Below are 14364 nucleotides of genomic sequence, written 5' to 3' on the forward strand. Positions count from 1 at the left end.
AAAACCCGCTCAGTGAGCGGGTTTTGAAATTCTTGCTGACGCGTCTGGATTACAGAGCGATTACGTTAGCAGCAGAAGGGCCTTTGGCACCGTTAGTGATTTCGAACTCTACACGCTGACCTTCAGCCAGAGTTTTGAAACCATTAGACTGGATTGCAGAGAAGTGTACGAACACGTCTTTGCTGCCATCTTCAGGAGTAATGAAACCGAATCCTTTGGACTCATTAAACCACTTAACGTTACCTTTAATCTTAGACATCAAAATTACCTTTACATTAAAAAACGACACAAATGCTGTGTCGGTTACCAGTACATCAATTGTGAGACCTTTTGTCCAGCGGATCTTTGATAAAAAGTGACTAAAGTCGCGTTAATTTTCACTGGCAGATTTTTATCGTTTATGAATCAACGGCTGCGCGTTTTATCACCAACAGGTAAAGTTTTTTCAGTTAAAACTGAAAACGCATCCAGGCGAAGTAAACGTTACCGTTGTTGTACGTGCCCGGGATGTAGGTCATCTGGAACGTTGCGGGGCCGTAACCGATAGAGGCCAACGGCAGCAGCACCGGGATCGGAATGTAGTTCCAGTTGTCACGTGCGGTGACCCCCGCGGTATAGCCCAACCCGACATGGAAGTTCTCGTCGGCTAGCGGGCGCCAGGTTTTCTCCCAGCCGTAGCCCCCAATCGGCTCCCATTTATTAAAGGAGTCTTTAAAGGCCATCAGATAGATGCCATGCCAGTTTCCCTTATCATCCCAGCGCGACTGACCGAAACCAGCGCCCCACGGACGCTCGTTATATTTATCGGTTTTCTCTTTGTCATAAGCAAAACGCGCATGCCACGTTATTGCCGGAACATAGAGATCATAATGTTCGGGCGCCGTCCAGGTCTGAGAGACATTATCCGTAAAGGTTGAGAACCACCCTTTATCCGTCGCGTTGTCCTCTGCCTGTGCAACAGAAGAAAACGTTAACTGCCCAAAAATAAACAATAAAATTGAGAAAAATGTATTACGTACGATCACAATGCAATTACCATTCTTAGTATTCGAGGCAAAGTTTACCATAAAGTAGTTGAATCAAGGCTTAACGACATCAGCGTTATTCCTAATTATTCGGCCTTTTTCCGGGAATATTCTCAATAAACTGGACCGCAAGTCTGAATAAGCACATTCAGAGTGAGCCTTTAACCTGTTTAGCCTTGTATATCAGCAACATGCTGAATTACACAAAATATTAACAATCTGTTATCATTGTAAGGACATATTGCGCTATTTCTGGCGGTCAAGACTCTCATGGCGTAAATGTAAGAGCCATGGCAAAAACACGGTTGTTCTGCTCTCTAGTCGTCTGTTTATTGATTTTAATCAGCAAGAACAGGCCATTTATTCGGCACATTTTCATCCTTCTTATTTTTATTGATTTTTTGTGCTCCATTGCAGCAGAGATACAGGGGAAATCATGCTTACGTTATTCGAACTCCTTATTGGGGTCGTCGTCATTGTCGGTGTCGCACGCTACATCATTAAAGGCTATTCGGCCACGGGCGTATTATTTGTTGGCGGTTTAACGCTGCTGATTATCAGCGCCATAATGGGACATCAGGTATTACCTGCCAGTGCAACCAGTACGGGTTACACCGCCACTGATATTGTTGAATACATTAAGATATTACTCATGAGCCGCGGCGGCGACCTGGGTATGATGATCATGATGCTGTGCGGTTTTGCCGCCTACATGACCCATATCGGTGCCAACGACATGGTCGTTAAGCTTGCCTCAAAACCGCTGCAATACATCAACTCACCCTATCTGCTGATGGTCGCCGCCTATTTCCTCGCCTGCCTGATGTCGCTGGCCGTGTCGTCGGCAACCGGACTTGGCGTACTGCTCATGGCCACGCTGTTCCCGGTCATGGTGAACGTCGGTATCAGCCGCGGCGCGGCAGCAGCCATTTGCGCGTCTCCGGCAGCCATTATTCTCTCCCCGACCTCCGGCGACGTTGTGCTGGCGGCAAAGGCTGCGGAGATGTCGCTCATCGACTTCGCCTTTAAAACCACGCTGCCAATCTCTATTGTCGCCATTGTGGGAATGGGAATCGCGCATTTCTTCTGGCAGCGCTATCTGGATAAGAAAGAAAACATCAGCCACGAGATGATGGATGTGAGTGAGATCACCACCACCGCACCCGCGTTTTATGCCATTCTGCCCTTCACGCCGATTATCGGAGTGCTGATTTTTGACGGCAAATGGGGCCCGCAGCTGCACATCATCACCATTCTGGTGATCTGCATGCTGCTGGCTGCCGTGCTGGAGTTTGTGCGCGGTTTCAACACGCAAAAGGTGTTCTCGGGTCTGGAAGTCGCCTATCGCGGTATGGCGGATGCCTTCGCTGGCGTGGTGATGCTGCTGGTGGCAGCGGGCGTTTTTGCTCAGGGTCTGAGCACCATCGGCTTTATCCAGAGCCTGATCTCTATCGCCACCTCGTTCGGCTCGGCCAGTATTATCCTGATGCTGGTCCTGGTGGTACTCACCATGCTGGCGGCCATGACCACCGGTTCCGGCAATGCGCCTTTCTACGCTTTCGTGGAGATGATCCCGAAACTGGCCCACTCCTCCGGTATTAACCCGGCCTATCTCTCCATTCCCATGCTGCAGGCGTCAAACCTGGGCCGTACCATTTCCCCGGTATCGGGCGTGGTCGTCGCCGTTGCCGGGATGGCGAAAATCTCGCCATTTGAAGTGGTAAAACGCACCTCAGTGCCCGTTATGGTTGGGCTGATTATCGTGATTATCGCCACGGAAGTGCTGGTGCCCGGCGCAGCCTAAGCTAAATTCCTGATATCCAGAAAGCGCCTGCGGGCGCTTTTTGTGCTTTAATAACCCCCAGAAATCAATCACGCTCATTCGATCAGGAAATCATATGTTCAGGAAGGATATCGTTATCCCGTCTGGGGCAATCGCGCTTGCCCTCTGTGTTTTCTCCACGCAGGCAGAACCGCTCAAGGCAACCCAGTATGGCGATTTCGATCGCTATGTGCTGGCTCTGTCCTGGCAAACCGGGTTTTGCCAGAGCATGGTCGAGCGCAACCGCAATGAACCTGACGAATGTCGCCTGCAAAAAGAGCGCGAAAATAAAGCTGATTTTCTGACCGTTCACGGGCTATGGCCCGGCCTGCCGAAATCCGTTGCCGCACGCGGGGTGGATGAACGTCGCTGGATGCGTTTTGGCTGCGCCACGCGCCCCATTCCGAACATGCCGGAAGTGAAGGCCAGCCGCAAATGCGATGCCGCCGAAACCGGACTGTCGCTTTCCGCTGCCGCTAAGCTCAACGACGTGATGCCGGGTGCGGGCGGTAATTCCTGCCTGGAACGCTACGAATACGCCAAACATGGCGTCTGCTTTGGTTTCGATCCGGATGCCTATTTCGGCACGATGGTGCGGATGAATCAGGAAGTTAAAAACAGTGCGGTCGGTAAATTCCTTGCCAATAACTACGGAAAACCCGTCAATCGCAGCGACTTTGACAGTGCCGTAGCCAAAAGCTGGGGCAAGGAGAACGTCAGAGCGTTCAAGCTGACCTGCAACGGCAATCCGGCTTATCTGACCGAGATGCAGATTTCGCTGAAGGCTGACGCCATTAACAACCCGCTTTCTGCGGCCTCATTTGCCCCGCAGCCACATCCGGGTAACTGCGGAAAACAATTCGTGATTGATAAAGCCGGTTACTGATCCGCGCCCGGGCGCACCATATCAAACCGGTTTTCATCGCTGATGCCATAGTATGCCGTCGGCCCACCCGCACGCAGGATGGGCTGCGCTTTCGCCGTCTGGTATATCCCCTCTTCCAGCAGCGTTTCGGCAATATGGATACCGACCACTTCCCCCAGCACCAGCCACGTGTCCACCGGCGTACCGTCGGCTCCGGTAAGCTGAATGCACTGGGACAGTCGACATTCAAAATTCACCGGGCTTTCTGCAACGCGGGGGGCGTTAACCAGCTGGCTGGCCGCTGGCGTGAGTCCGGCAAAGCTAAATTCATCCCGATCGTGGGGAAGCATCGCGGAGGTTTGATTCATCGCCTGTGCGAGATCGCGCGTTGCCAGGTTCCAGACAAACTCCCCGGTTTCCGTAATATTACGCACGCTGTCCTTCCAGCCGTTGCTGGAAAAGCCGATGATCGGCGGGCGGTAGTTAAAGCAGTTGAAGAAACTGTACGGTGCAAGGTTCAGCTGACCGGCCTTGTCGCAAGAGGAGATCCAGCCTATCGGACGTGGACCAATAATGGCGTTCAGCGGGTCATGCGGCAGGCCGTGCCCCTGAGACGGTTGATAGAAGTACATAATTCTCTCTCGTTGATGGGCAACGCCCGGGTTCAGGACACTCAGCGTAACGTATTCCGTCAGGAATGAAGACTGAATAAATTTCAGCGAAAATTCATATGGCCCATGAATGTGACTTTCATCACTTCAAACTTGCGCGCTCAGCCAGTATCATCGGGAGAGTTAAACCCTCGCTGCCAGACGGCGAGGGTTTTCTTTTGGATCAGTTTCTGCGTTAGACGCAGCATTAACGACATGGAGTAAAAAATGTCCAGACCTACCATTATCATCAATGAGCTCGACGCAGAACGTATCGACAGGCTGCTGGAAAAAGCGGAATTTGCCTCGCTCCCCGTGGCCGACGCCCTGAATGAGGAGCTCGACCGGGCACAGATGTGCACGCCTGAGACGATACCGCATGACGTGGTCACCATGAACAGCCAGGTGAAATTCCGCAACCTGACCACCGGTGAAGAGTTGACCCGTACGCTGGTATACCCGGCTCAGATGACCGACAGCAGCACACAGCTTTCTGTTCTGGCCCCTGTGGGTGCCGCACTGCTGGGGCTGCGTACGGGGGATACGATCCACTGGGAATTACCGGGTGGCGCCTCGACCCATCTGGAAGTGCTGGAGCTGCTCTACCAGCCAGAAGCCGCGGGCGATTACCTGCGTTAATCTCTTCTGAATAAGCGCCTACCCGCTTTGCACAGAGGATGCAGCCGCATCCTCTTTCCGCAAATTCACCCAATTTTCCTATACCGCGCAAAATGGCCTTAATCCACGCTTAACCTGTTTTGGTGCCGCGGGGACGGTCATGAGTGAGATAGGCGTTATCGCACTTATCTTTCTGATTTTTGTGGCGATTATCGTCACGGCCGTGCTCTATCTTGAACGCCACTGGTAAGCGAACATTCTCAGGCAACCCCGCCCGGGAAGGCATTCACCAGCCCTTTAACGGTCTGCTCTGCGGCTTCGGGGGTCTCTGCGCCCGGAACCAGAATCACCTTCCGGCACTCCTCCTCCCGTTTTTCGAAAATCTTATAGGCGCGTTCCGCATCCGCAAGGGGGAGATAATGGGTCACGATCTCTTCCGGCGTAAGCAGCCCTTTTTCGATCAGCGGTAACAGTTCACCCAGCCAGGCATGGACGTGCGTCTGGCCCATCTTAAACGTCAGCCCCTTATCAAAGGCATCGCCAAACAGGAAGCCATGGATAAACCCTGCGTATACGCCGGGTACGCTGACCACCCCGCCGCGACGCACGGCAGCAATGCACTGACGCAACGCTTTGCCGCTGCTGCCTTCGATTTTAAGATTGCTGAGGATCGTTTCCGTGGTGCTGCCTTTCGCTTCAAACCCGACTGCATCAATGACGGCGTCAACGCCGCGCTGGCCCGCGGTCTGCTCGATGATTTTTTCCGCCGCGTCGTTGTCATCATCAAAGTTGATGGGGATAGCGCCATAGCGCGCCTCGGCAAATCGCAACCGGTAGGGATGGTGATCGATAACAAAGATCTGCTCAGCCCCCAGCAGCCGCGCACAGGCAATGGTCAGTAGCCCCACCGGCCCGGCGCCGAAAACGGCTACGCTTGAGCCTTTTTCAATCTGCGCATTTTTTGCCGCCTGCCAGGCCGTGGGCAAAATGTCGGACAGGAACAGCGCTTTATCATCAGAAAGAAGCTGCGGGACTTTAAACGGTCCGACGTTACCCTTCGGCACGCGAACGTATTCCGCCTGCCCGCCCGGCACGCCGCCGTAGAGGTGGCTATAGCCAAACAGCGCCGCAGGCGCGGGAATTTGCTTTTTGTTCAGTGCGGCACCCTGCCCGGCGTTGGTATTCTCACAGGCCGCATACTGCTGGAGGCGACAGAAGAAACAGTCCCCGCAGGCGATAACAAAGGGGATCACCACGCGATCGCCCTTTTGCAAATTCTTCACCTCTGCGCCGCACTCGACGATTTCCCCCATAAACTCATGGCCAAAAATATCGCCGTGCTGCACCTTCGGGATCTTTCCGCGGTAGAGATGCAAATCGGAGCCGCAGATAGCCGTGGCCGTGACGCGCAGAATAATATCGTCGGGCTGTTCGATGATGGGGTCGGGGACATTCTCGACGCGAACATGGTGTGGACCGTGATACGTAAGTGCTTTCATGCGACCTCCGAAAGGTTCCGGGTAAGTGTATAAGGGTAGCTACCCCTGAAGGTCTGCCTGTGAATACGGGTCTTTTGAGATTTATCCTGGCAAGATAAGAAAACTGACGGAGCGCTTACAGAAACCATGACTATTTTGTGGTTGAATGAGTACAGCGTTTATAAACAAGGAGAAACGGGTATGTATCAGAGAATCATTATGCCGGTTGATGTTTTTGAAATGGAGCTGAGCGACAAGGCCGTACGCCACGCGGAGTTTCTGGCGCAGCAGGACGGTGTCATCCATCTGCTACACGTGCTGCCAGGCTCCGCCAGCCTGAGCCTGCACCGCTTTGCCGCCGATGTGCGTCGCTTCGAGGAACATTTGCAGCACGAAGCGGAAAATCGCCTGCAAACCATGGTCAGCCACTTCAGCATCGACCCTTCACGGATCAAAACGCACGTCAGATTCGGCAGCGTACGCGATGCGGTCAATGAGCTGGCGACCGAACTGAAGGCAGACGTGGTGGTTATCGGTTCGCGTAACCCGTCCATTACCACGCATCTGCTGGGCTCTAACGCCTCCAGCGTCATCCGCCACACCCATATACCGGTGATGGTCGTCAGATAAAAAAAGAGGCCACCTTTCGGTGGCCTCTCGCTATTGCAGGTGTAGCCTTACTTTCTTTTCTTATGCGGTTTTGGTGCGGATCAGGTAGTCAAACGCGCTCAGAGACGCCTTCGCCCCTTCGCCCGTGGCGATAATAATCTGTTTGTACGGCACGGTGGTGCAGTCACCGGCCGCAAACACGCCTTTCACGCTGGTTTCACACTTGGCATCGATGATGATTTCGCCCATGCGGTTGCGCTCAATCGCCCCTTCCAGCCAGGTGGTGTTTGGCAGCAGACCAATCTGCACGAAGATCCCTGAAAGCTGCACGCTGTGCACGTCGCCGCTCACGCGGTCGCGGTATTCCAGACCAGTGACCTTGCTGCCGTCGCCCTTCACTTCCGTGGTCTGCGCGTTCAGCACGATGTCGACGTTTTTCAGGCTGCGCACTTTATCCTGCAGAACCTGGTCGGCCTTCATGTCTGGCGCGAACTCCAGCAGGGTTACGTGTTCAACAATCCCCGCCAGGTCGATCGCCGCTTCCACGCCGGAGTTACCGCCGCCGATCACCGCCACGCGCTTACCTTTAAACAGCGGGCCGTCGCAGTGCGGGCAGTAGGTCACGCCTTTGGTGCGATACTGATCTTCGCCCGGCACGTTCATGTTGCGCCATTTCGCACCGGTGGCAATGATGATGCTGCGCGCTTTCAGCACCGCGCCGGAGGCGGTTTCAATCTGGTGTAAACCACCCTCAACCGCAGCAGGTACCAGCCTGCTGGCGCTCTGGCTGTCGATCACGTCTACGTCATAGTCGCTGACGTGCGCCTTCAGCGCGCCGGCCAGCTTCTGGCCTTCGGTTTTCGGCACGGAGATATAGTTTTCAATGTCCACGGTATCCAGTACCTGGCCACCAAAACGTTCGCCCATCAGACCGGTACGGATCCCTTTACGTGCGGAGTACACTGCCGCCGCCGCACCCGCAGGGCCGGAACCGACAATCAGCACGTCGTAAGCATCGCGTTTGTTCAGCGCTTCTGCGGCACGTTTTTCGGCACCGGTATCCACTTTGGCGACGATTTCCGTCAGCGTCATACGGCCCTGGCCGAATTCCTGACCGTTCAGATATACCGCCGGAACGCCCATCACGTTGCGATCGGTGATTTCATTCTGGAAGGTACCGCCATCAATTGCCGTGTGTTTGATGCGCGGGTTGAGGACCGACATCAGGTTCAGCGCCTGCACCACGTCAGGACAGTTGTGGCAGGAGAGCGAGTAATAGGTTTCAAACTCAAAATCACCGTCGATATCGCGGATCTGCTCCAGCAGCGCCTGCGCCTCTTTCGACGGATGACCGCCGGTCCACAGCAGCGCCAGCACCAGCGAGGTAAACTCGTGCCCCAGCGGTGAGCCGGCAAAACGCGGCCCCAGCTCAGAGCCTGGGTTAGTGATCAGGAAAGACGGCTTACGGACGTTAAGCGAGTTATCCTCTTTGAAGGTCACTTTTGGTGACAGTTCAGCGATCTCTGCCAGCAGTTCCTTGATCTCTGCCGATTTCGCGCTGTCGTCCAGCGTGGCAATCAGCTCAACGGGTTTGGTCAGTTTCTCAAGGTAGGCCTTGAGCTGGGTTTTCATCGTGGTGTCGAGCATGGTTCTTCCCTCTCTTAAAACGTCATCATGCAAGCTGCCTTATACGGGCGGCCTGAATGCAACTTGCATCATGGTGCTGGAATGAAATGGGCGCGGGTGCGCCCATTGATTGCCGGGTGGCACGTCGTTTACCCGGCCTACGATACTGTAGGCCCGTGCAAACGCAGCGCCGCCAGGCTTTACAGACTTAGATCTTGCCGACCAGGTCTAAAGATGGCGCCAGCGTTGCTTCGCCTTCTTTCCATTTAGCCGGGCACACTTCGCCTGGGTGAGAAGCGACATACTGCGCTGCTTTTACTTTACGCAGCAGGTCAGACGCATCACGGCCGATACCTTCAGCGGTAACTTCGATAGCCTGGATAATGCCCTGCGGGTCAACAACGAAGGTCGCACGGTCAGCCAGGCCTTCATCTTCACGCATGTTGTCGAAGTTACGGGTCAGGGCGCCAGTCGGGTCACCGATCATCGCGTATTTGATTTTGGCGATGGTTTCAGAGCTGCTGTGCCATGCTTTGTGGGTGAAGTGGGTATCGGTAGACACAGAGTAAACGTCTACGCCCAGCTTCTGCAGTTCGTCGTAATGGTCAGCCACGTCGCCCAGTTCGGTCGGGCAAACGAAGGTGAAGTCAGCCGGATAGAAGAAGAAGACGCTCCAGCGACCTTCGGTATCTTTCTCGGTTACTTCGATGAACTCACCGTTTTTGAACGCCTGGTTTTTGAAAGGTTTAATTTTAGTGTTAATCAAAGACATCTGTACTTCCTCCGTGTTTTCGTTGAGATGTAAGGTAACCAACTTTATCCATCGGGGCTAATGCGTATGCTTTATCAAATCAATCAGCCAAACCTTACAATGCCAACAAGACAACCTTGTGAACGGAACTAACGGAAAGCCTGAACGTAAAAAGGCCGCCCTGGTGGGCGGCCCTGATACCTGAACTTTCCACAGGAACTTTCAGTGCCAGCCTGGGCTGGCGTTGCGTTGCGCTCTACATACCTTATTTCAGGCCGTAACAGCGGTTTGATTACAGCACCGGTTTTCAGTTTGGGCAATGCGTCACGCCGGCATTCCGCCCTATGGCTGTGATAGGTTTTACCGAATAGCCTCCGCGTCTGCCTGACTCAACGAGAGGCTTAATAATGAGAATGAGTTGCAATAAGTGGTCTGCCTGGTGGCCAGAACGAAAGTGACAATAATGAGTCACAGCGAATGTATAACCAATAATGGTTATTTGAGAACAACGCCGCAAGTTTTAAAGATAAAAATATCTTAATAACGGCTGAAGTTCTATTTCAATAATCCAGCCTCGTGATATATTAAGCTCGTATTTAAAACAAATTAAGTAGGTTAATCACAAGGATTGTAAATGATTAACTTCGAACTATAGTTATCAGTAATGTGATGACAACAACACACTCAGGATGATTTATGGCAAATCTTTACGACCTTAAAAAATTCGATCTTAATCTGTTAGTCATTTTTGAGTGCATTTATCAGCACCTTAGCATTAGCAAGGCAGCGGAAACACTCTATATCACGCCCTCAGCAGTGAGCCAGTCCCTGCAACGCCTGCGCGCGCAACTGAATGACCCGCTTTTTATTCGTTCGGGTAAAGGCATTACCCCGACGACGGTGGGGATCAATTTGCATCACCATCTGGAAGAAAACCTTAATAGCATTGAGCAAACCATTAATATCCTGAATAACGCGCAGATCAAAAAGAGCTTTGTCATCTACTGCCCGCAGATTGTGGCCCATGGGCGCTTCGGCAGCCTGCTAAGCTCTCTGCTTGCAGACGAAAATTACGACATAGAACATAATGATGTGCTCTTATCTCCTGAGTCAGCCGAGGATTTGCTCGCCTACCGCAAGGCCGACCTGGTGTTTAGCTTTGCTCCCGTTAACAGTCGCTCTATCGTCTGTACCCGCTTTATGAAGTTAGCAATGCTGTTGGCGTGCAGCAAAGATCACCCCCGCCTCGGCGATAGCGCAACGATTGAGGAACTCAGCCAGGAAAAATTCACGCTGATGCGCAGTCAGGAGAATGGCATAAAAGAGTTCCAGCTGCAGTCAAACATTCTCCTTCCGGAACGCAACGTCTGTTTCCGCAGTGACTCACTGCTTTCGATTATGAATATTATTGGCGTGAGTGATTTAATAGGCTTTGTACCAACAATATTGTTTGAACGATATAAAGACCATCTCAACCTGAAGAGCATTTCCTTGCCTTTTGCGATTCCTCAAGTAGATGTTTACATGCTTTACAATCGCTCGGCGTTAAACAGCAGCGTGTTTACGCAATTCATTGAAAAAATCGAAGTGGAATAACTTGCGATATCGCCTGAATACTTTTTAATTACATTCGGGCAACAAATCCTTTAATGGAAGATCTTATTCTTCCGGTTTCTCCTTAATATCTTTACTATTCATGGTTAATCAGCGTAAATAAAAGCCCCCGACAGTCATACTCAGGAAGAGATTGAACATGTCACTGTATAAATATCCCCTGCAGCTTAACGTGCTGGAGGCCGCGCAGGAGCGCATCGCCTGGACGTTCGCCACCTTTTCCCGCATCTGCGTCTCCTTCTCCGGCGGCAAAGACTCTACCGTCATGGTGCATCTCACCGCGCAAATGGCCCGGGCGCAAAAACGAAAAATCAGCGTGCTTTTTATTGACTGGGAAGCACAGTTCTCCTGCACCATTGAGCACGTTAATGCGCTGCGCGAAGGCTACCGGGACGTCATCGAGCACTTTTACTGGGTGGCGCTTCCGCTAACCACGCAAAATTCCCTCTCACAGTATCAGCCTGAATGGCAATGCTGGGCGCCGGACGTGCGCTGGGTGCGCCAGCCACCGGAAGGCGCCATCACCGCTGCGGATTATTTTGATTTTTACCAGACGGGAATGACCTTTGAAGCCTTTGTCCGCTCGTTTTCCGACTGGTTTGCCCTGCACCGTCCGGCAGCCATGCTGGTGGGCATTCGCGCCGATGAATCCTACAACCGATTTTTGACCATCGCCAACAACCGTAAGCATCGCTTCGCGGACGATAAGCCCTGGACAACCACCGCGCCCGGCGGGCACGCGTGGTACGTCTATCCTCTTTACGACTGGAAAACCGCAGACATCTGGACATGGTTTGCAAAATCTGGAAGCAGCTATAACCCGCTCTACAACCTCATGTTTCAGGCGGGCGTCCCGCCGCGCTATATGCGCATCTGCGAGCCCTTCGGCCCGGAACAGCGCCAGGGACTGTGGCTCTATCACGTTCTCGAGCCCGAGCGCTGGGCCGCCATGTGCGAGCGCGTCAGCGGCGTGCGCAGCGGCGGCTTCTACGCCGGGCAGAACAACCACTTTTATGGCCACCGGAAAATCCTCAAACCCGATCACCTCGGCTGGCGCGACTACGCCATGCTCCTGCTGAACAGCATGCCGCAAAACACGGCTGAGCATTACCGCAATAAAATCGCGATCTATCTGCACTGGTATCAGAAGAGAGGCATGCCGGATATCCCCGAGACGCAGGACGGCGATATCGGCGCCAAAGACATCCCCTCATGGCGCCGTATTTGTAAGGTATTACTTAATAATGACTACTGGTGCAGGGCGCTGTCGTTCAGCCCGAATAAACCTAAACATTATCAGCGCTACAGCGAACGAGTGAAGGCGAAGCGCAAGGAGTGGGGCATTTTATGCGACAAAGAATAATTACCGAGATCGAAACGTACCTTCAGTCACTTTGCGAGGAGGATCGGATTACTGCCATCAATGCCTTTCGCGAAGCGATCCATAAAAACAGCCCTTTTCGCGAGCAACCGATAGACTGCGTTCTCTGGATCAAACAGGACGCGATTATCGCTAACGACTACAACCCCAATAACGTTGCCCCTCCGGAAAAACGGCTGCTCAGCAAGTCGCTCGAACTCGATGGATTCACCCAACCTATTGTTGTGACGGAAAGTGAAGCCCATCACTACGAAATTGTGGATGGCTTTCATCGCCACGAAATCGGCAAAAGTCGGGCGGCGTTAAAGCGTCAGCTCAGGGGATATCTCCCCGTCACCTGCCTGCGCCAGCACCGGCAGGATAAACATGACCGTATGGCCGCCACGACTCGCCACAATCGGGCGCGGGGTCGGCATCAAATCAACGCCATGTCAGATATCGTGCGCGAACTGGCACAGCTCGGCTGGAACGATGAGCGAATAGGCAAAGAGCTGGGCATGGACAGCGATGAGGTGCTGCGCCTCAAGCAAATCAACGGTCTGCTGGAGCTGTTTGCAGACCGCCGTTACTCAGAAGCGTGGACGGTGAAATAATCAGAGCGTGTTCAAACGCTCCGCCGCCGCCAGCAGCGTCGATTCCTGCTTCGCAAAGCACAGGCGGATCAGCTTGTGCGGGAAGGGATCGGCGCAGAACACCGACAATGGAATGGCGGCCACGCCGACCTCTTTCGTCAGCCACTGGCAAAAGCTAACGTCGTCCAGATCGGAAATCGCGCTGTAGTCGGCGAGCAGGAAATAGGTTCCTTCAGACGGCAAAATTTCCAGGCGGCTTTGGCTCAGCGCCGCCACAAACAGATCCCGACGTTCACGATAGAAGTGCGGCAGCTCGCGGTAATGCGCGGGTTCCGCGCGCAGCATATCCGCCAGCGCCAGCTGAGCCGGCGTGTTCACGGCAAACGTCAGGTACTGATGCACTTTGCGCAGCTCAGCGCTGATGGCCGCCGGGGCCACGCAGTACCCTACCTTCCAGCCGGTCATATGGTAGGTCTTACCAAACGAAGAGACGGCGATAGCACGCTCGCGAAGCTGCGGATGGGCCAGCACGCTGGCATGCCCTTCCTCAGCAAAGCAGATGTGCTCGTAGACTTCATCGCTCAGGACGTAAATTTCCCGTTCGGCGATAGCCTGCCACAGCGCGGCAAAATCGGCTTTTTGCCACACCGTCGCCGACGGGTTATGCGGCGTATTCAGGATCACCAGACGGGTTTTGTCACTCAGCAGCGCAGCAAACGCCTGCCAGTCAGGCCGGAAATGCGGCGGCTGGAGCGCCACACGTTTCACCACGCCGCCGGAGAGTTCAACCGCAGGCGCATAGCTGTCGTAGCTCGGATCAAAGCAGATGACTTCATCCCCCGCGCGCACCAGCGCGGTGATGGCCGCGTACAGCGCTTCGGTCGCCCCTGCCGTCACCGTGATATCGCTGTTCGCATCGGGCTTATGGCCATACAGCTCCGCCGTTTTATCCGCAATGGCCTCCCGCAGCGCCTGCACGCCGGTCATCGGCGCATACTGGTTCGCCCCCTGCGCAACGTGGTACGCCAGGCGCTCCTGCAAATAGCCTGGCCCGTCAAAATCCGGAAACCCTTGCGAAAGGTTAATGGCGTTGTGCTGCTGCGCCAGGGCGCTCATCTGCGTAAAGATGGTGGTACCGAGACCGGGAAGTTTACTCTGCGGGATCAATGCGTTATTGCTCATTTTGTTGTGCCTGCTTTTAATACTTATGTTGCTGCCACTATAACACGATGTTAGTCTTTGGCAATCAAGACGCTTAGACGTCTATACCCTAAATAATTCGAGTTACAGGAAGGCGGCAAGGGAACGAATCCCCGGGAGCGTACATAAGTACGTGACTGGGGTGAGTGAGTG

At 53.6% G+C, this 14364-nt stretch carries 15 protein-coding genes; 8 read left to right on the forward strand and 7 right to left on the reverse strand.

The genetic code is table 11. The features are described 5' to 3' along the window. Positions 1-49: 49 nt before the first annotated feature. Together cspE and pagP are read right to left on the reverse strand one after the other, a co-directional pair. The gene (cspE, locus tag ACOTXI_RS03760) at positions 50-259 is read right to left on the reverse strand and encodes a transcription antiterminator/RNA stability regulator CspE (RefSeq protein ID WP_002439184.1); all 210 of its coding nucleotides are present in this window, start codon (positions 257-259) and stop codon (positions 50-52) included. A 190-nt stretch (positions 260-449) separates the two neighbouring features. Next, positions 450-1067 carry a lipid IV(A) palmitoyltransferase PagP gene (gene pagP / locus ACOTXI_RS03765; RefSeq protein ID WP_008501026.1) on the reverse strand — a complete coding sequence of 206 codons (618 nt, stop codon included), beginning with the start codon at positions 1065-1067 and terminating at the stop codon, positions 450-452. A gap of 394 nt (positions 1068-1461) precedes the next feature. Between pagP and dcuC the strand changes: the two genes are divergently transcribed. Next, a complete protein-coding gene (gene dcuC / locus ACOTXI_RS03770) occupies positions 1462-2829 on the forward strand; it encodes an anaerobic C4-dicarboxylate transporter DcuC (protein ID WP_021242585.1) in 1368 nt (455 codons plus the stop codon). A gap of 94 nt (positions 2830-2923) precedes the next feature. Continuing rightward, positions 2924-3733 (forward strand): ribonuclease I, encoded by an 810-nt coding sequence (gene rna / locus ACOTXI_RS03775; RefSeq protein WP_058653558.1) that lies wholly within the window; start codon positions 2924-2926, stop codon positions 3731-3733. Here rna and ACOTXI_RS03780 read toward each other — a convergent pair. Next, positions 3727-4344 (reverse strand): flavin reductase family protein, encoded by a 618-nt coding sequence (locus tag ACOTXI_RS03780; RefSeq protein ID WP_008501022.1) that lies wholly within the window; start codon positions 4342-4344, stop codon positions 3727-3729. The genes rna and ACOTXI_RS03780 overlap by 7 nt on opposite strands. A gap of 246 nt (positions 4345-4590) precedes the next feature. Between ACOTXI_RS03780 and rnk the strand changes: the two genes are divergently transcribed. Both rnk and yldA read left to right on the forward strand, forming a co-directional pair. Beyond that, on the forward strand, positions 4591-5001 hold the full coding sequence (rnk, locus tag ACOTXI_RS03785; protein ID WP_021242588.1) for a nucleoside diphosphate kinase regulator: 411 nt from the start codon (positions 4591-4593) through the stop codon (positions 4999-5001). A 139-nt stretch (positions 5002-5140) separates the two neighbouring features. Next, on the forward strand, positions 5141-5230 hold the full coding sequence (gene yldA / locus ACOTXI_RS03790) for a small membrane protein YldA (RefSeq protein WP_304481788.1): 90 nt from the start codon (positions 5141-5143) through the stop codon (positions 5228-5230). Between the two features lie 10 nt (positions 5231-5240). On the opposite strand, the gene ACOTXI_RS03795 is transcribed toward yldA, so the two are convergent. After that, entirely contained in the window at positions 5241-6479 is a 1239-nt protein-coding gene (locus tag ACOTXI_RS03795; RefSeq protein WP_008501018.1) for a zinc-dependent alcohol dehydrogenase, read from the reverse strand. 180 nt (positions 6480-6659) lie between these two features. On the opposite strand from ACOTXI_RS03795, the gene uspG reads away from it, so the two are divergent. Further along, complete coding sequence (uspG, locus tag ACOTXI_RS03800; RefSeq protein ID WP_008501017.1) at positions 6660-7088, forward strand: universal stress protein UspG; 429 nt, start codon at positions 6660-6662, stop codon at positions 7086-7088. 60 nt (positions 7089-7148) lie between these two features. Here uspG and ahpF read toward each other — a convergent pair whose 3' ends face one another. Both ahpF and ahpC read right to left on the reverse strand, forming a co-directional pair. Then, entirely contained in the window at positions 7149-8714 is a 1566-nt protein-coding gene (gene ahpF, locus ACOTXI_RS03805; RefSeq protein WP_023326894.1) for an alkyl hydroperoxide reductase subunit F, read from the reverse strand. Positions 8715-8901: 187 nt separating this feature from the next. After that, complete coding sequence (gene ahpC / locus ACOTXI_RS03810) at positions 8902-9465, reverse strand: alkyl hydroperoxide reductase subunit C (protein ID WP_008501015.1); 564 nt, start codon at positions 9463-9465, stop codon at positions 8902-8904. A 675-nt stretch (positions 9466-10140) separates the two neighbouring features. On the opposite strand from ahpC, the gene citR reads away from it, so the two are divergent. From citR to ACOTXI_RS03825, 3 genes are all read left to right on the forward strand, one after another. Next, positions 10141-11040, forward strand: coding sequence for a DNA-binding transcriptional repressor CitR (gene citR / locus ACOTXI_RS03815; protein ID WP_008501014.1), 900 nt, complete (start codon positions 10141-10143; stop codon positions 11038-11040). A 157-nt stretch (positions 11041-11197) separates the two neighbouring features. Then, entirely contained in the window at positions 11198-12421 is a 1224-nt protein-coding gene (locus tag ACOTXI_RS03820) for a phosphoadenosine phosphosulfate reductase (RefSeq protein WP_058653560.1), read from the forward strand. Beyond that, on the forward strand, positions 12406-13032 hold the full coding sequence (locus ACOTXI_RS03825; RefSeq protein ID WP_421633866.1) for an IbrB-like domain-containing protein: 627 nt from the start codon (positions 12406-12408) through the stop codon (positions 13030-13032). Before ACOTXI_RS03820 ends, ACOTXI_RS03825 begins: the two co-directional genes overlap by 16 nt. Here ACOTXI_RS03825 and ACOTXI_RS03830 read toward each other — a convergent pair whose 3' ends face one another. Further along, on the reverse strand, positions 13033-14193 hold the full coding sequence (locus ACOTXI_RS03830; protein ID WP_058653562.1) for a pyridoxal phosphate-dependent aminotransferase: 1161 nt from the start codon (positions 14191-14193) through the stop codon (positions 13033-13035). It abuts the gene before it with no gap. Between the last annotated feature and the right edge of the window lie 171 nt (positions 14194-14364).

This window comes from Enterobacter cloacae complex sp. BZL2005 (genome assembly GCF_049238885.1).
Classification (GTDB): domain Bacteria; phylum Pseudomonadota; class Gammaproteobacteria; order Enterobacterales; family Enterobacteriaceae; genus Enterobacter; species Enterobacter roggenkampii.